The sequence below is a fragment of the Lutimaribacter saemankumensis genome, assembly GCF_900100005.1.
GTDB lineage: Bacteria > Pseudomonadota > Alphaproteobacteria > Rhodobacterales > Rhodobacteraceae > Lutimaribacter > Lutimaribacter saemankumensis.
Genome location: NZ_FNEB01000006.1, coordinates 139,351 through 154,511, shown reverse-complemented (window position 1 = coordinate 154,511; position 15,161 = coordinate 139,351). Strand labels below are relative to the sequence as shown.

19 protein-coding genes are annotated in these 15,161 nt (G+C 64.0%); 9 read left to right on the top strand and 10 right to left on the bottom strand.

All coding sequences use genetic code 11. The features are described 5' to 3' along the window. Positions 1 to 48: 48 nt before the first annotated feature. The 3 genes from BLT50_RS12525 (at position 49) to BLT50_RS12515 (ending at position 2,004) form a co-directional block, all read left to right on the top strand. A complete protein-coding gene (locus BLT50_RS12525; RefSeq protein WP_090029160.1) occupies positions 49 to 633 on the top strand; it encodes a DUF1285 domain-containing protein in 585 nt (194 codons plus the stop codon). 5 nt (positions 634 to 638) lie between these two features. Next, a complete protein-coding gene (locus BLT50_RS12520; protein WP_090029037.1) occupies positions 639 to 1,409 on the top strand; it encodes a hydroxypyruvate isomerase family protein in 771 nt (256 codons plus the stop codon). Between the two features lie 178 nt (positions 1,410 to 1,587). Then, positions 1,588 to 2,004 (top strand): SET domain-containing protein, encoded by a 417-nt coding sequence (locus BLT50_RS12515; protein WP_090029159.1) that lies wholly within the window; start codon positions 1,588 to 1,590, stop codon positions 2,002 to 2,004. Positions 2,005 to 2,106: 102 nt separating this feature from the next. Here BLT50_RS12515 and BLT50_RS12510 read toward each other — a convergent pair whose 3' ends face one another. Continuing rightward, a complete protein-coding gene (locus BLT50_RS12510; RefSeq protein WP_090029036.1) occupies positions 2,107 to 3,003 on the bottom strand; it encodes an acyl-CoA thioesterase in 897 nt (298 codons plus the stop codon). Positions 3,004 to 3,060: 57 nt separating this feature from the next. Continuing rightward, positions 3,061 to 3,975 carry a cation diffusion facilitator family transporter gene (locus BLT50_RS12505; protein WP_090029035.1) on the bottom strand — a complete coding sequence of 305 codons (915 nt, stop codon included), beginning with the start codon at positions 3,973 to 3,975 and terminating at the stop codon, positions 3,061 to 3,063. A gap of 72 nt (positions 3,976 to 4,047) precedes the next feature. Between BLT50_RS12505 and BLT50_RS12500 the strand changes: the two genes are divergently transcribed. Then, entirely contained in the window at positions 4,048 to 4,458 is a 411-nt protein-coding gene (locus tag BLT50_RS12500) for a MerR family transcriptional regulator (protein ID WP_090029034.1), read from the top strand. A 6-nt stretch (positions 4,459 to 4,464) separates the two neighbouring features. On the opposite strand, the gene BLT50_RS12495 is transcribed toward BLT50_RS12500, so the two are convergent. Then, a complete protein-coding gene (locus BLT50_RS12495) occupies positions 4,465 to 5,253 on the bottom strand; it encodes an HTD2 family dehydratase (RefSeq protein ID WP_090029033.1) in 789 nt (262 codons plus the stop codon). A 65-nt stretch (positions 5,254 to 5,318) separates the two neighbouring features. On the opposite strand from BLT50_RS12495, the gene BLT50_RS12490 reads away from it, so the two are divergent. After that, complete coding sequence (locus BLT50_RS12490; RefSeq protein ID WP_090029032.1) at positions 5,319 to 5,714, top strand: VOC family protein; 396 nt, start codon at positions 5,319 to 5,321, stop codon at positions 5,712 to 5,714. Here the strand turns inward: BLT50_RS12490 and BLT50_RS12485 are convergent. From BLT50_RS12485 to BLT50_RS12475, 3 genes are all read right to left on the bottom strand, one after another. Continuing rightward, a complete protein-coding gene (locus BLT50_RS12485; protein WP_090029031.1) occupies positions 5,711 to 6,253 on the bottom strand; it encodes an NADPH-dependent FMN reductase in 543 nt (180 codons plus the stop codon). The two genes, BLT50_RS12490 and BLT50_RS12485, sit on opposite strands and share 4 nt — an antisense overlap. Before the next feature lie 147 nt (positions 6,254 to 6,400). Then, entirely contained in the window at positions 6,401 to 7,039 is a 639-nt protein-coding gene (locus BLT50_RS12480; protein ID WP_090029030.1) for a YiaD family glycine zipper/OmpA-like lipoprotein, read from the bottom strand. Positions 7,040 to 7,160: 121 nt separating this feature from the next. Next, the gene (locus BLT50_RS12475; RefSeq protein ID WP_090029029.1) at positions 7,161 to 7,991 is read right to left on the bottom strand and encodes a methylated-DNA--[protein]-cysteine S-methyltransferase; all 831 of its coding nucleotides are present in this window, start codon (positions 7,989 to 7,991) and stop codon (positions 7,161 to 7,163) included. 340 nt (positions 7,992 to 8,331) lie between these two features. Here BLT50_RS12475 and BLT50_RS12470 point away from each other — a divergent pair, with 340 nt between their 5' ends. The 3 genes from BLT50_RS12470 to BLT50_RS12460 all read left to right on the top strand — a co-directional run bounded on the left by BLT50_RS12470 (position 8,332) and on the right by BLT50_RS12460 (position 11,200). Beyond that, positions 8,332 to 9,462 carry a VPLPA-CTERM sorting domain-containing protein gene (locus tag BLT50_RS12470; RefSeq protein WP_090029028.1) on the top strand — a complete coding sequence of 377 codons (1,131 nt, stop codon included), beginning with the start codon at positions 8,332 to 8,334 and terminating at the stop codon, positions 9,460 to 9,462. A 110-nt stretch (positions 9,463 to 9,572) separates the two neighbouring features. Further along, positions 9,573 to 10,217: an endonuclease III gene (gene nth / locus BLT50_RS12465; protein WP_090029027.1), complete on the top strand. Its 645-nt coding sequence runs from the start codon at positions 9,573 to 9,575 to the stop codon at positions 10,215 to 10,217. Next, positions 10,214 to 11,200, top strand: a complete 987-nt coding sequence (locus tag BLT50_RS12460; RefSeq protein ID WP_090029026.1) for an adenosine kinase — start codon at positions 10,214 to 10,216, stop codon at positions 11,198 to 11,200. Before nth ends, BLT50_RS12460 begins: the two co-directional genes overlap by 4 nt. Before the next feature lie 113 nt (positions 11,201 to 11,313). Here the strand turns inward: BLT50_RS12460 and BLT50_RS12455 are convergent, their stop codons facing one another. The 4 genes from BLT50_RS12455 to BLT50_RS12440 form a co-directional block, all read right to left on the bottom strand. Next, positions 11,314 to 12,189: a DMT family transporter gene (locus tag BLT50_RS12455; RefSeq protein ID WP_090029025.1), complete on the bottom strand. Its 876-nt coding sequence runs from the start codon at positions 12,187 to 12,189 to the stop codon at positions 11,314 to 11,316. 64 nt (positions 12,190 to 12,253) lie between these two features. Beyond that, positions 12,254 to 12,541, bottom strand: a complete 288-nt coding sequence (locus BLT50_RS12450; protein ID WP_090029024.1) for a sll1863 family stress response protein — start codon at positions 12,539 to 12,541, stop codon at positions 12,254 to 12,256. Positions 12,542 to 12,697: 156 nt separating this feature from the next. After that, complete coding sequence (locus BLT50_RS12445; protein WP_090029023.1) at positions 12,698 to 12,985, bottom strand: HU family DNA-binding protein; 288 nt, start codon at positions 12,983 to 12,985, stop codon at positions 12,698 to 12,700. A gap of 130 nt (positions 12,986 to 13,115) precedes the next feature. Continuing rightward, entirely contained in the window at positions 13,116 to 14,591 is a 1,476-nt protein-coding gene (locus BLT50_RS12440; protein WP_090029022.1) for an AMP nucleosidase, read from the bottom strand. 127 nt (positions 14,592 to 14,718) lie between these two features. On the opposite strand from BLT50_RS12440, the gene BLT50_RS12435 reads away from it, so the two are divergent. Next, complete coding sequence (locus BLT50_RS12435) at positions 14,719 to 15,159, top strand: VOC family protein (RefSeq protein ID WP_090029021.1); 441 nt, start codon at positions 14,719 to 14,721, stop codon at positions 15,157 to 15,159. The last annotated feature ends 2 nt before the right edge of the window (positions 15,160 to 15,161 follow it).

The window sequence follows — 15,161 nt, the reverse complement described above, 5'->3', positions numbered from 1 at the left end:
CTATGTCTTGGTATGAGTGTATCGCGCACAATCGAAATGGCAAAAGCAATGAGCGGACAAAACATCGTGAAACCCTCGGCCGACGGCATCGCCGCATCGGCGAAAGCCGCGCAAAAGGGCAAAGGCCTGCCGCCTGTGCATTTGTGGAACCCACCATTTTGCGGCGATCTGGATATGCGGATCGCGCGGGACGGCACCTGGTTCTACCTCGGAACGCCAATCGGGCGGCCTGAACTGGTGCGCCTGTTTTCGACGATCCTGCGCAAGGACGGCGACAAGTATTTCCTTGTCACGCCTGTCGAAAAGGTCGGCATCACCGTCGATGACGCACCATTCGTGGCCGTGGATTTCGAAGCGGCCGGCCAAGGCCGTGACCAGACCCTGACATTCATCACCAACGTAGGCGACAGGGCGACCGCAGGCCCGGACCACCCGATCCGGGTGATCCGCGATCCCGAAACCGGCGAACCTTCGCCTTATGTGCTGATCCGCGCCAACCTCGAAGCGCTGATCGACCGCAAGAGCTTTTACCGGCTGGTCGAGATCGGCAGCCATCACGACGGCTGGTTCGGGCTTTGGTCGGGCGGCGAATTCTTCGGCATGATCCCGTCCGCCGAACTGCCCGAAGGCTAAAGCCATTGCCACGCTTTGCCCTGAACGTGACGCTGGCTTTCGTGGAACTGCCGCTGTCGGCCCGCATACCGGCTGCGTCCGAGGCAGGCGTCGAACGGGTCGAAATGCTCTTTCCCTATGCGCTGCGGGTGGACGATCTGCGCGCGCAGCTCGAAGGCACGGGCACACGCATGGTTCTGATCAACACACCCGCCGACGACTGGGCCGCGGGCGGGCGCGGGGCCGCCGCGATCCCCGGTGAAACCGCGCGGTTCCGGGCCGATTTCGCGCGGTCGCTGGACTATGCTGCCGCGCTGGACGTGCCGGTGCTGCACGTCATGGCCGGGCTTGCGGCGGGGCAGGACGCGGCCGATACGTTCATCGAGAACCTCGATTGGGCCACGGCAACGGCCGCGCGCCTTGCCCCCGGCCTGACCCTCACGATCGAACCGATCAACCCCGATGACATGCCGGGCTATTTCCTGATCGATTTCGACCAGGCCGCCGCGATACTGGACAGGCTCGGCCGGCCGAACCTGGCGCTGCAATTCGACGCCTATCACGCGCACCGCATCACAGGCGACGTCATGGCCGCATGGGCGCGTCACGGCCACCGCGCGGCGCATGTGCAGGTGGCCGCCGCCGAAGGCCGGCACGAACCATTGCCGGGTGGTGCGATAGATTATCCGGCTTTCTTCGCGCGGCTCGATGCCGACGGCTATGCCGGCATTGTCAGCGGGGAATATGTCCCCGCGGACGATACGGTCGCCGGGCTGCGCTGGATGCAGGATGCGTGATCCGCGTGCGGCGATCACATCTTTCGTTACAGGCTAAATTTCCGTTGCGGGATTTCGCGATCTGACGCTTAGCATTTCCCTGCGCCACCCGCCCGGCGTGCGCGCGCCGTTCCCTCGGGCGCGCGCTTTTCCCCGGTTCGGAACGGGCGGGCCGACCCTCTTTCAAGGGATGAAGCGCATGATGATGATGCGCGCCTATCTTGCCCCCTCTTCGATCGAAGGGCTGGGGGTATTTTCGCACGGCCCGATCCGCAAGGGCGAGCTTGTCTGGCTTTACGATCCGCGGTTCGATGTCAGCTATTTCCGCGAAGAGCTGGACAGCCTGCCCGCCCATTTCCGCGAGTTCCTGGAGCGCTATACCTACGATCATCCGACCGACCCCGACCGGATCGTTCTGGATTGCGACGAAGGGCGGTTCATGAACCACAGCGACATGCCGAATGTCGATTTGTCCGACCCCGCCCGCGGCACCGCCACGCGCGATATCGCCGCTGGCGAGGAACTGACCTGCGACTATCGGCAGTTCTGCGCTGACGGGGTGTTTTTCCAACCCTCGCGCCATCGCGTCGGCATGGAGATTCTGGCGGCCGAATAAAGGGGGCTCTGCCCCCTCGCCCGTTCCGGGCTCACCCCCGGAGGTATTTTCGGCAAGATGAAGCAGCGGGCGGCATCAAGCCGCCCGGCGCCGGAAGTCTTGTCAGCCCTTGCGCTGGATATTGCGCACAAGGCCCTCTTGCGCGACGTTCGCGACCATGCGGCCATCGCGGGTGAAGATGCGGCCGCGGTTGAACCCGCGCGCACCGCCCGCCCAGGGGCTGTCCATCACGTACAACAGCCACTCGTCGACGCGGAAATCGTCGTGAATCCAAAGCGCATGATCCAGGCTTGCGAACTGCATGTCGGGATCGGCAAAAGCCTTGCCATGCGGCATCATCGAGGTGCCCAGCAACCCGAAATCCGAGATGAAGGCCAGCGCCGCGCGGTGCAGCTTGGGATCGTCGCCCAGATTGCCCTTGGTGCGGAACCACATGTGTTGCACCGCCGGGCGCGGCGTCCGGTCGAAGGGCGGGCGCGGAAACTCGGCGCGCATCTCGACCGGGCGCGGCGTGGCCAGCCATTTCAGGAACATCTCGGGCAGGTCTTCGCGCATGGTTTCGGCCAGCGCATGTTCCGTAGGCAGGTCTTCGGGCGGGGTGACCTCTGGCATTTCGTCCTGGTGAAACAGCCCCGGTTCGGCGACGTGGAACGATGCGGCGAGGTTCAGGATCGGCGCGCCATGCTGGATCGCGACGACGCGGCGGGTGGTGAAGCTGCCGCCGTCGCGGTCCCGTTCGACCTGATAGAGCACGGGCTGCGTGGCGTCGCCCGGACGCATGAAATAGCCATGCAGCGAATGCACCGGCCGGTCATCCGGCACGGTCATCGTCGCCGCGCTCAGCGCCTGCGCGATCACCTGGCCGCCAAAGCTGCGCCCGCGCCCCTGCGGCGTGGCGATGCCGCGATAGAAATTTTCCTCGATCCGTTCGACGGTCAGGACATCGACAAAGGCGCGCGTCAGCGTCGCGTCATCGATCTGCTGGTGTTCATCGGCCATCGGGCCCTCCGTTCGTGCTGCCGCCAAAAGGCGGCAAAACGGGGCCGAGTGCAACCCCTAGCCCGACCCGATCAGCGCCCGGTCATGGCAGGCGGCGCCGGGCCCTTCGAGTTCGAGGGAACTGTGGGTAATGCCGAACCGGTCCTCGAGCAACGCCTTGAGATCGGCACGCACCACGTCCATCCCTGCCGTGTCCTCGATCACGACATGGGCTTGCAGCGCCACGCGGTGTTCCTGCACCCGCCACAGATGCAGCGCATGGACATCGGCCACGCCATCCGCCGAACACAGCGTGTGCGCGACCTCGTCGATGCGGGGGCTGTCGGGGCTTCCCAGCATCAGCACACGGATGACGGGGCCGATGCCCTGCCAGGAATGCCACAGGATATAGCCCGAGATCAGCAGCGTGATGATCGGATCGACGATCCACCAGCCATAAAGAAGGATCAGTGTGCCGCCGACGACCACCGCGACCGACCCCATCGCATCCGCCACGTTGTGAAGAAACGCCGCCCGGATGTTCATGCTGTCATGCGACAGACGCAGGATCAGCGCCGCAGTCACGAGATCCACCACCAGCGCGACACCGGCCACGATCACAACCGTCCAGCCTTCGACCTCGACCGGATTCAGGAAACGCCCCACCCCTTCGACGGCCAGCCACAACGCGATGACGATCAGCGTCACATAGTTGATCAGCGCGGCCACCACCTCGGCCCGGCCATAGCCGAATGTCATGTCGGCATCGGCCGGGCGGCGCGCGATGCGCCGTGCGGCGAATGCGATGACCAGCGACAACGCGTCCGACAGGTTGTGCACCGCATCCGCGATCAGCGCGAGCGAGCCGGAAAACAGCCCCGCAACGATCTGGACAACCGTCAGCAGGATATTGACGCCCACCGCGGCGGCGACGCGGCGGTCGCCGGCAAGATCGACCTCGGGGTGGTGGTGATGGTGGTGGTCGTGGGGCATATGCGCCTCCTTGCGGTTGTGACGCGAAACAACTTAATCTCTCTAGTGACTAGAGGTTCAAGGGGGGTTTTCATGTTTTCGATCGGCCAGTTGTCGCAGGCCAGCGGGGTCAAGGTGCCCACCATCCGCTATTACGAGGAAATCGGCCTGCTTGCCTGCGATGGCCGCAGCGCGGGAAATCAGCGCCGCTACACGGCTGCGGGCCGCGACCGGCTGCGCTTTATCGCACATGGCCGGGCGCTGGGGCTTTCGCTGGATGCGATCCGCGCCCTGCTGGACCTGTCCGACCGCGAGCGCGCGCCATGCCGGCAGGCCCATGCCATCGCCGAGTCGCATCTTGCCGATATCCGCGACCGGATTGCCCGGCTTCAGCGCCTGGAACAGGAGCTGGAGCGCATCACCAATGCCTGCGATCACGACGGCGCCCCGTGTCGCCTACTCGAAGCTTTGGCGGATCACGGACAATGCGCCAGTGCGCACTGAGCGGGGTCAGCTGGCGCTGGCTGACATGCATTGCCGCCCGTCCGGCCCGCGCGCCCAGAGCGTTCCGTCATCGCGCCAGCAGATCTCGGCCGGTTCGTCATGCATCAGCGGTGCGGTGGCGCGGAACGCGAATGATCCAAGCCCGCCCAGCCGCTTTTCCGCCAGCAGCATAAGCAATTGCGCCAGTAGCGGGCCGTGCGTCACCAGCCCGGCGTAGCCCTCGACCCCGGTGGAATAGTCCAGGTCGTAATGAATGCGATGCCCGTTGAAAGTCAGCGCGGAATATCGAAACAGGCGCGTCGTGCCGAACTCCCAGCGCATGCAGGCATCCTCGTCTGTTGGGGCCTGCGGCGGCACCGGCTGCGGGGCGTCTGGGGCCGGATCTTCGCGGTAGACGAGATCCTGCCATTCGGTGACGCGCGTCACGCCGTCCTGCGCGATTTCGTGGCGCAGCGTCACAAAGGCAAGCGGGCCGGTGCGCCCGTCCTTGCGCGCAGTCTTTTCAACGACCGAGCGTTTCTCGGCAATGATGCCCGCGCGCAGCGGGCCGTGGAATTCCAGCCGTCCCCCGGCCCACATCCGGCGCGGCAGGCCCATGTCCGGGATCAGGCCGATCCCGGTTTTCGGATGCCCATCGCGCCCAAGCCTGGCGGGCGGTTCGGGAGCCCAGAAATAGATCTGGTGGAAAAAGGGCGGCAGCGGGTCGCCTGAACCGATCGTCTGATCCATACCCAATGTCGCCTGCAGCGCACGGGCTCGGGCGGGGTCCATCACATCGGTTTGACTGTCGCTCATCTACGGCCCATCCTTCCTATTGCACCGCGCAGGCTAGGCCCGCGCAGGGAAAGGAGCAATCGCAAATGCCGCATGTGACCGGGCTGGATCACCTTGTTCTTACGGTCGCGGATATCCCTGCGACGATTGCGTTCTACCGTGACGGCCTGGGAATGACGGCGCAGCCGTTCATGCCCGCCGACGGCACCACGCGCTGGTCGCTGCATTTCGGTCAGCAAAAGATCAACCTGCACCAATCCGGTCATGAGTTCGAACCCAAGGCAGGCCATGTGCGCCCCGGCAGCGCGGATCTGTGTTTCCTGACGGAAACCCCGCTCGAAACCTGGATCGCGCACCTTGCGGACATGGGCATCGCGGTAGAACAAGGCCCGATTGCCCGCACAGGGGCAACCGGGCCGATCCTGTCGATCTATGTCCGCGACCCCGACAACAACCTGATCGAGATCGCAACCCGCGACTAGCGCGCCATCTCGGCCTTGAGCGCCTCGATCAGCGCGTTCAGCGTCTTGACGTTCATCTCGCCCTGCAGGCGGCCCTGATCGTCGAACTGGTCCGCCGATGCGGCAACCAGCACCTCGGGGCCCTGCAAAAGCCGTGGCCGGAACGGGTAAAGGCACATGCGCAGCATGACCTGCGTGCGCTCGCCGCCCGCGCGGCCCGCTGCCGCCGACATGATGGCGACGGGCTTGTCCGCCCACGGGTTGCCTTCGGTCCGGCTGACCCAGTCCAGCGCGTTTTTCAGCACGCCGGAAATGCCCTTGTTGTATTCCGGCCCGGAAATCAGCACGGCATCGGCGGCGGCGATCTGATCGGACAACGCCTGAACGGCAGCCGGAATGCCCTCATCGGCCTCGAGATCGCCATCGTAGAGCGGAAAATTCACATCCGCCTCGATATAGTCGGCATCGCCGAAAACGCGCGCGGCCTCGCGCAGGAGTTTGCGGTTGGTCGACGCGGCACGCAAAGAGCCGGAAATGCCCAGAAGCGTCGGTCTACTCATCTTTTCACCTTTCCAAGATTCTCTTTCGCATCCACCTAGTGCACGGGCACCGCGCCCGAAACGCGCACCGCCGCACAGACCCTGTGAAACTGCAGCGCCCCGCGCGGGATGTCCCGGCGGGGCGCGTTTGAGGTGCAAGCGCCGAAATCAGGCGGTCGGCAGGATCACGATTTCAACCCGGCGGTTCTGCGCCCGGCCTTCGGGCGTCAGGTTCGACGCGACCGGCTGATCCTCGCCGCGGCCGATGGTCTGGATGCGCCGCGAGGGCACACCCGAGGCGATCAGCTCGGACGACACGGCCGCAGCACGGCGCTGCGACAGGTCGAAGTTATAGCCCGCATCCCCGGTATTGTCGGTATGCCCCACGACCTGCACGGTCGATTCAGGATACTTGTTCAGGCTGACCGCAACGGTACGCAGCTCGTCGCGAATGGACGGCGCCAGGGCCGAACTGTCGGTCGCGAACAGGATGTCCTGCGACATCGACACGATCAGCCGGTCGCCGGTGTTGGTCACGGTTGCGGCATCGCCCAGGCCTTCGCGCAGTTCCGCGGCCTGCTGATCGAGGCTGTAGCCGATCACGCCGCCCGCCGCGGCCCCCAGGGCCGCCCCCTTGATTGCGCCTTGCGCCTTGTTGTCGCTGGTCGCAGCGCCCAGAACCGCGCCGATAAGCCCACCGGTCACGGCACCGGTGCGGGTCTTTTCGGCGGGCTGCACGTTACAGGCGGCAGTCAGCACAAGGGCCGAGCCCGCGAGAAGAAGGGAAAGTTTCGATGCTCGGATCATGAATATGCCTCTGATCTGGTGGTGTTATCGTCCATCGCCGGACATCGCCAGTATAGGCACGGCACGATGCCGACCCAACAAGCTTCTGGGGGGAATTCGGCGGTAATCCGCGCATAACGGGTCAGGCCCCGGTGCGCGCGCTTTCCCAGGCCAGCAGCGCGCGCTTGACCGGAAGGCCCCAATGATAGCCACCCAACCCCCCGGATTTGCGCAAGGCCCGGTGACACGGGATCAGGAAACTGACGGGGTTGCGCCCCACCGCCGTGCCCACGGCCCGCACCGCGCGCGGCCGCCCGATGGCGGTGGCGATGTCGGAATAGGTCGTGACATGGCCCGTGGGCACGTTCAGCAACGCCTCCCAGACCTTGATCTGGAACGGCGCGCCGATCATGTGCAGCCGCGCCTCGCCCTTTTGCGCGAAACCGGCTTCGACCCAGCCTCGGATCGCCTCTGCGTCCTCGACATAGGTGGCGTCGGGCCAGCGCCCGCGCAGGTCGGCCATCGCCTCGGCCTCGCCGGTTTCCTCGGCGAAGGCAAGCCCGCACAAACCGCGATCCGTTCCCATCGCAAGAACCCTGCCGAACGGGCTGTCGAACCAGCCCCAGCGGATCGTCAACCCAGCCCCGCCGCGCGCATAGTCGCCCGGGCTCATCGCCTCCCAGCGCAGGAACAGATCATGCAGCCGGCCCGCCCCCGACAGACCGGCCCCATCCGCCGCCTCAAGCATCGTGTGACGCTCGGCCAGCAAGGCCCGGGCCTGCCCCAGCGCCAGGTATTGCTGATAGCGTTTCGGGCTTACACCCACCCATTGCGTAAAAAGCCGCTGGAAATGCGCCGCGCTCATGCCCATCGCCCCGGACAGTTCGTCGAGCGAAAGCGGACTATCCGCCGCGTCGATCAGGTCGAGCGCACGCCGCATGACATGGTAGTGGTAGCCTTGATGCTCGGTCATCCTGCCGCTCCTTGAAAAAGCCTGCATGAATTTTGTCCCGCGGCATCGCCTTTTCAAACCCGTTTCTTGCGCATTGATTGAAATCAATTTGCCATATTCGTTTTTAAATATATAAAAATTCCAGAATACATAAACCAAGGTTTCCTTACCGGTCCGGGATGGCTTTCAAGCATGCCGGACAAACCGGGACGGGAACGCTTTTACCAGGGGCAGACCGTATCCAGTACCTTTTCTATCGCGTGGTTATTTTCAAAATTAATCTTGTGAGGAGGCTCTGATGACCCCCAAGTCAAAACTACTCTTGTCAGCATTACCGGCTCTGCTTTTTCTTGCTGCACCGGTGAACGCTGCGACCATCCTGGGTTGGAACAAGGACAATGTCGATGTCGGCTCCGACCCGGCGACCGTCGGCGACACCGGTGTGAGTGTCGTTTACGATCGTGACGCCACTGATCCCGACGCGGTGACGAACGGCCGTATCGCCTTTACCCCGCCCGAAGCGGTCAGTCCCGGAATATACGTCGTTCCAGAAACCTATACACAGGGCGGGTCCGACCCGTTGACGCTGGATGGGTGCATCATGACGTCGAATCCGACAGCGACCTGCACCAGCCCGTTCCAGAGCGGCAAGCGCGTGAAAACCCAGGTTACGGATACCGGACCGATCGACCTTGTGTTCGACCTCGCGCAAGGGGCGGAATCGAACTACCAGGTGTTCTATCGACTGATAAACCAGACGATGCAGTCGCTTGACGGGTTCAGCCTTGAACTTGGCTTTGGTGTCGGCGACAGCTTTCAGCAAGCATCAGCGACCGATGGCGTGACATTCTCGACCGCCTTCCAGGCACAGCCCGCATCGGCTGGCGCCTCGTCGACAACGCAGTTTCCGTTCGGTCTGTTCGGCGACGCGATCAGCAACCCAAACTTCTCGCTGGACGGCTTCTTTGCGCCTGAACGCGCGGGGCTGAACGTGCTGCAAACCGAAACCACGCTGACCAGCACCGGGTTCTTCGGCCCGTATGATGGCTTGTTCGGGTCGTGGCTGTCGCAGGAAAGCGTCCCGATGGGTGCGTTCTGGGATAACGACAACGACGCATCGACCGACGCCCTGCTGATGGCATGGTATACCGACGGAAGCTGGGAAATGCGCCGCGACGTTCTGGACCTGGTTGCCGGTACCGCAAAAAGCCTGACAGGTGTCGACGTCGAGTACTTCACCGACTTCAGCGCGCTTGTCGCACGGCTTGGACTGGGCGACGCCTTGTTCGAGGACGCAATCGAGGATCTGGCGAACCTGAACGTGAATTTCGCCATCAATCTCAGTGACTCGATCCAGTATCAAAGCTTCACGCTGCGTACGACCACGTACCCGACTGTCACCACGATTCCGTTGCCGTTCTCGGCTCCGTTGCTGGCCGGCGGCGTCGGGTTCCTGACGCTGGTCACCCGGCGCCGGCGCAAGACCTCCTAGGCGTTTCGCCCCAAATCCGACCAGGCCCCGTGGTTTTGCCACGGGCCTTTTGCTTTGTGCCGCACGGGCGCTTGCGGCCAGGACGATCTGGGGGCATACCATCCCGCAACATGGCAAAGCAGCTCGATTACCACACGATCCGCGAGATCTTTACCCGCTTTCACGCGGCCGAGCCCGAACCGAAAGGCGAGCTTGAGCATGTGAACGCCTACACGCTGGTGGTGGCCGTGGCCCTGTCGGCGCAGGCCACCGACGCGGGCGTGAACAAGGCGACGCGAAAACTGTTCCAGATCGCGGACACGCCCGAAAAGATGCTGGCCCTGGGCGAAGAAGGCGTAATCGAACATATCAAGACGATCGGCCTGTACCGAAACAAGGCCAAGAACGTCATCAAGCTCAGCCGTATCCTTGTCGACGAGTATGGCGGTGTCGTGCCCAATTCGCGTGCAGCGCTGCAGGCGCTGCCCGGCGTGGGCCGCAAGACGGCGAACGTGGTGCTGAACATGTGGTGGCACTATCCCGCACAGGCGGTCGATACGCATATCTTCCGCGTCGGCAACCGCACCGGCATCTGCCCGGGCAAGGACGTGGTCGCCGTCGAACGCGCAATCGAAGACAACGTGCCCGTCGATTTCCAGCAGCACGCCCATCACTGGCTGATCCTGCACGGCCGCTACACCTGCGTGGCGCGAAAGCCCAAATGCAACGCCTGCCTGATCCGTGACCTGTGCCAATTCGAGGACAAGACAGAATGACAAAGTACCAGCTCGTCGGGATCGGCAACGCCGTGGTCGACGTGATTTCGCAATGCGACGACCATTTCCTGACCCGCATGGGCATCGACAAGGGCGTGATGCAGCTTGTCGAACAGGAACGCGGTGAGTTCCTGTATGGCCAGATGGAAAACCGGGTGCAGATGCCCGGCGGTTCGGTCGCCAACAGCGTGGCGGGCGTGGGTGCGCTGGGGCTGTCCACCGCATTCATCGGACGTGTCCATGACGACAAGCTCGGGCGTTTCTACGCCGCCGGCATGGCCGAAGACGGCACCGATTTCGTCAACGCGCCGGTGCCGGGCGGCGAGCTGCCCACCTCGCGCTCGATGATCTTCGTGTCGCCGGATGGCGAACGCTCGATGAACACATATCTCGGGATTTCGTCCGAACTGGGCCCGGACGACGTGCCCGACGATGTCGCGCGCGGTGCCGAAATCCTGTTTCTCGAAGGCTACCTGTACGACAAGCCCAAGGGCAAACAGGCCTTCGAACGCGCCGCCGGGCTTTGCCGCGCAGGCGGTGGGCGCGCGGGCATCGCGCTGTCTGACCCGTTCTGCGTCGATCGCCACCGCGCCGATTTCCGCCGCCTCGTGCAGTCGCTCGACTACGTGATCGGCAATGAACATGAATGGAAATCACTCTATGAAACCGACGATCTCGGACGCGCGCTGGAACAGGCCGCAGCCGAAAGCGGCCTGATCGTCTGCACCCGCTCGGGCCATGACGTCGTTCTGGTCCAGGGTGAGGAAACGGTGACCGTCCCGGTGAACCCGGTCACGCCCGTCGATGCCACCGGCGCGGGCGACCAGTTCGCTGCCGGCTTCCTGTATGGCCTTGCGACCGGGCAGAACCTCCAGGTTTCCGGCCGCATGGGATGCATCGCCGCAGCCGAGGTGATCGGCCACTACGGCGCCCGCCCCGAGGCGGATGTGATGGCGCTGTTCAAGGCCGAAGGGCTGGTCTGACAGCCGGCCTGTCCGGGCTTCATCTTGCCCGAAATACTCCGGGGGTGAATTGGGCCGCAGGCCCAAGAGGGGGCAGCGCCCCCTTGCGCCGCGCGCCTGCGCGGCGCCCGGTCTCAGCCGACCGCCGCCTTTTGCTTTGACAGCTGTACCATCAGGATGCCCGCCGCGATCACGACGACGCCAACCACATCCAGAGCCCCCAGTTTTTCGCCCAGCAGGGCCGCGGCGATCGCGACGCCGAAAAACGGGTTGAGAAAGTGGAAGGTCGCGGCCTTTACCGCGCCGATCTCGCCCACAAGCGTGAACCAGACCCAGGTCGCCGCCAGCCCCGGCACCAATGTCGTGTAAGCGAACGCCACGACCAATTGCCACGTCCAGTCCACCGTGATCGTTTCCGTCAACGCCGAGGCCACGGCCAGGCACCCAGCGCCCACGAACATCTGAAGCCCGACGACCATCATCACGTTGCCACCCGCCGACGCCCCGCGCACAGACAGCGTCGCCACGGTCAGCGCCGCCGCCCCGAGGATACACAGCAGCAGCCCCGCCCGGTCGACCCCGGCTTCGAGCCGCGCGCCCATGATCAGGGTCACGCCGACGACGCCCAGCACAAGGCCCGCGACCCCGATCCACGGCAGCCTGTCCCGAAACAGCGCCCAGCCCGCAAACGCCACCATCAAAGGCATGGTCGACGCGATGATCGAGGCCAGCGATGCCTCGACCCATTGCATGGCCACGAAATTCAGCCCCAGATACAGCGCGTTCTGGCAGATCCCGAAGATGATCGTCGCGCGCCATTGCCCACGCGTCAGCCGAAACGTTTGCCCCAGCATCAAGGCGATTGCCACGCCCAGAACGCCGGACAGGAAAAACCGCAAAGACAGCGAGGCAAGGGGCGGCGCGTGGGCGACAATGACCCGCGCCGAGGTAAAGGCGCTCGACCACATCAGCGCAAAGGCCAGCCCCAGAAGTATCGCCCGGATGTTCATGTCCGCCCCTCGCCCGTTTCGTGCCTTCCTTAGACACGGGGACGCGGGGGGATGCAATCACCTGTCAGCCAAAGCGGGATTGGGCTTTTTCCAGCGCCTCGGACAGATTCTTCCACGCCGCGTCCATCCCGGCCCGCATGTCGCTCCAGGCCGCTTCGCCGGATTTATGAGTGTCCTCGATCCGCTGTTCCAGCGCGTCGCGCTTGCCGCGCAGATCGTGCAATGTCTCGCGATAGGCCAGTTCGCCATCCGCCGAAGCTTCGCGGGCGCGGGCCTCAAGCTTGTCGATCTCGGCATTCCATTGATCCAGCTGCGCCTTGGCTTTTTGGATATAGGCATCCCGTTCTGACATCGTTGCCCTCCTTTCTGTAGTGACTTGCACAACATGACGTGGAGGTCGGGGCGGCCGAATTTAAGGCAGGAGGGCTGACAATTCCGCGAAACCCATTGATTTAAAATACAAAAGGCCGCCCAATCGGACGGCCCCTTGCACTAAAACCAGGTCGGATCAGCCGTTCACGCTGTCCTTGAGAGCCTTCGCGATGGTCATCTTCACCACCTTGTCGGCCTCTTTCTTGATCTGCTCGCCGGTGGCGGGGTTGCGCACCATACGCTCGGGGCGTTCGCGGCAGTAGATCTTGCCGACGCCCGGCAGGGTCACGGCGCCGCCGGCCGAAACCTCGCGGGTGATGATCGCGATGATGGCGTCGAGCGCGCCCGAAGCGGTTTTCTTGTCACTGCCCATTTCATCGGCCAGAGCGGCAACGAGCTGGGTTTTGGTCATCGGTTTTGCCATGTTTGGTCTCCTTATCATGCCCGATCTCTAGGGCCTCTCCCGCCATATTTAACGGCATGTGGTGGTTAAACACAACGATTAGTGGGGCTTTGCAAGGGAAAATCGCCGATTTTGCGGATTTTTCCCGAGGTTAGAGAAAGGCCGTTTCGTCAAAACTGCGCAACTTGCGGCTGTGAATGCGCTCCAACGGCATGTCGCGCAACCGTTCCATGGCCCGAATCCCGATCATCAGGTGCCGGGCGACCTGCGTTTTATAGAAATCGCTGGCCATTCCGGGCAGCTTCAACTCGCCATGCAGCGGCTTGTCGGACACGCACAAGAGCGTGCCATACGGCACCCGGAACCGGAACCCGTTGGCCGCGATCGTCGCGCTTTCCATGTCCAGCGCGATGGCGCGGGACTGCGACAGCCGCTGCACCGGCCCCTGCTGATCGCGCAGTTCCCAGTTGCGGTTGTCGACGCTGGCCACCGTCCCCGTCCGCATGATCCGCTTCAGGTCATAGCCATCGAGCGCGGTTTCCTCGGCCACCGCGCGTTCCAGCGCGATCTGGATTTCCGCCAGCGCGGGCACCGGCACCCAGACCGGCAGATCGTCGTCCAGCACCTTGTCCTCGCGCAGGTAGGCATGGGCCAGCACGAAATCGCCCAGCGACTGCGAATTGCGCAGCCCGGCGCAGTGACCCACCATGATCCAGGCATGCGGACGCAGAACAGCGATATGATCGGTCGCGGTCTTCGCGTTTGACGGCCCCACACCGATATTGACCAGCGTGATACCTTCGCCGTTCGCGCGCTTGAGGTGATAGGTCGGCATCTGCGGCATCTTCGCGGGCACATTCAATGGCGCGGTCGGGTCCGTGATCATGGCGTTCCCCGTGCCCACGAAGGCGGTATACCCGCTATCGGGATCGGCCAGCGCCGCACGGGCGAAGGTTTCGAACTCTTCGACATAGAACTGGTAGTTGGTGAACAGCACGTGGTTCTGGAAATGCGCGGGGTCCGTGGCGGTGTAATGCGCCAGTCGCGCCAGGCTGTAATCCACCCGCTGCGCGGTGAAGGGCGCCAACGGTTCCGCCCCGTCCGGCCCGGCCTTGTAGATGCCGTTGACGATGTCGTCGTTCGTCGTCGACAGGTCCGGCACGTCGAAAATGTCACGCAGGGTGAAATCCGCCGCGCCCTCGTGCGGGACGGTCATGTCGGCGCGGCTCGCCACGGCGAAATGCACCGGCATAGGGGTGTCCGACAAGCCGATCTGCACCGGCTGGCCATGGTTCTGAACCAGCAGGCCGATCTGCTGCTCGAGGTAGTTCCGAAACAGGTCGGGCCGCGTGATCGTCGCCGCATGCGTCCCCGGCGACGAGACATGGCCGAAACTCAGCCGGCTGTCGATCTGGGCATAGGATCGGGTGGTGATGCGTATCTCGGGGTAAAAGGCCCGCACCCGGTGCGCGGGCGGGCGGCCTTCCACCGCGGCGGTGAACGCCTCGCACAGATACCCCGTGGCCTGGTCATACAGCGCGATCAGCCGCGCCACCGCCGCCTTCGGGTCGGTGAACAACTCGGCCGCGGGCGCGTCCGGGGTTTCGATGTCGATAGGTGGCGTCACCGGGGGATCCTTCCTGCATTTTCACCACTGGAACAGGTCGCGCCGGCAAGATCAACTTTGATGTCAGGCGTTGACCGCCCCAGCGCGACACCGGAAGGTCTGGGTCATTCGCAAGGGGAGTTTGGCGATGGATTACGAAACGGTCGACGCACAGCAGTTCGGCGCGGGCTTGCGCGGTATCGGGTTGAACCTGCTGGTGCGCGATGTGCCGGCCCAGGCCGATTTCCTGCGCGATGTCTTTGGCATGGGCGCGCATCGCGTCAGCGCCGATTTCGCCATCCTGACCTATGGCGACCAGGTCATGCAGATCCACGCCGACGGAACCTATCACAGCCACCCGCTGCTGGGCCTTCTGCCGGAAAGCCCGCCGCGCGGCGCTGGCATCGAAATCCGCCTGTACGATACCGATCCCGACGCCGCAGCGGCCCGTGCCACCGCGCGGGGCGCGATGATCCTGCAGCCACCCACCGACAAACCCCATGGGCTGCGCGAAACATGTATCCTGTGCGACAACGGCTACGCCTGGATCGCCAGCCTGCCCAAACCTGAATTCAGACAAGGAACCTGAGA

Excerpts from the sequence above, each read along its gene's own strand:
- nth (WP_090029027.1), top strand. The coding sequence starts at position 9,573 with ATGGCAAAGCAGCTCGATTACCACACGATCCGCGAGATCTTTACCCGC.
- BLT50_RS12460 (WP_090029026.1), top strand. The coding sequence starts at position 10,214 with ATGACAAAGTACCAGCTCGTCGGGATCGGCAACGCCGTGGTCGACGTG.
- BLT50_RS12450 (WP_090029024.1), bottom strand. The coding sequence starts at position 12,541 with ATGTCAGAACGGGATGCCTATATCCAAAAAGCCAAGGCGCAGCTGGAT.
- BLT50_RS12480 (WP_090029030.1), bottom strand. The coding sequence starts at position 7,039 with ATGATCCGAGCATCGAAACTTTCCCTTCTTCTCGCGGGCTCGGCCCTT.
- BLT50_RS12500 (WP_090029034.1), top strand. The coding sequence starts at position 4,048 with ATGTTTTCGATCGGCCAGTTGTCGCAGGCCAGCGGGGTCAAGGTGCCC.
- BLT50_RS12490 (WP_090029032.1), top strand. The coding sequence starts at position 5,319 with ATGCCGCATGTGACCGGGCTGGATCACCTTGTTCTTACGGTCGCGGAT.
- BLT50_RS12515 (WP_090029159.1), top strand. The coding sequence starts at position 1,588 with ATGATGATGATGCGCGCCTATCTTGCCCCCTCTTCGATCGAAGGGCTG.
- BLT50_RS12475 (WP_090029029.1), bottom strand. The coding sequence starts at position 7,991 with ATGACCGAGCATCAAGGCTACCACTACCATGTCATGCGGCGTGCGCTC.
- BLT50_RS12485 (WP_090029031.1), bottom strand. The coding sequence starts at position 6,253 with ATGAGTAGACCGACGCTTCTGGGCATTTCCGGCTCTTTGCGTGCCGCG.
- BLT50_RS12525 (WP_090029160.1), top strand. The coding sequence starts at position 49 with ATGAGCGGACAAAACATCGTGAAACCCTCGGCCGACGGCATCGCCGCA.
- BLT50_RS12495 (WP_090029033.1), bottom strand. The coding sequence starts at position 5,253 with ATGAGCGACAGTCAAACCGATGTGATGGACCCCGCCCGAGCCCGTGCG.
- BLT50_RS12505 (WP_090029035.1), bottom strand. The coding sequence starts at position 3,975 with ATGCCCCACGACCACCACCATCACCACCACCCCGAGGTCGATCTTGCC.
- BLT50_RS12445 (WP_090029023.1), bottom strand. The coding sequence starts at position 12,985 with ATGGCAAAACCGATGACCAAAACCCAGCTCGTTGCCGCTCTGGCCGAT.
- BLT50_RS12510 (WP_090029036.1), bottom strand. The coding sequence starts at position 3,003 with ATGGCCGATGAACACCAGCAGATCGATGACGCGACGCTGACGCGCGCC.
- BLT50_RS12455 (WP_090029025.1), bottom strand. The coding sequence starts at position 12,189 with ATGAACATCCGGGCGATACTTCTGGGGCTGGCCTTTGCGCTGATGTGG.
- BLT50_RS12435 (WP_090029021.1), top strand. The coding sequence starts at position 14,719 with ATGGATTACGAAACGGTCGACGCACAGCAGTTCGGCGCGGGCTTGCGC.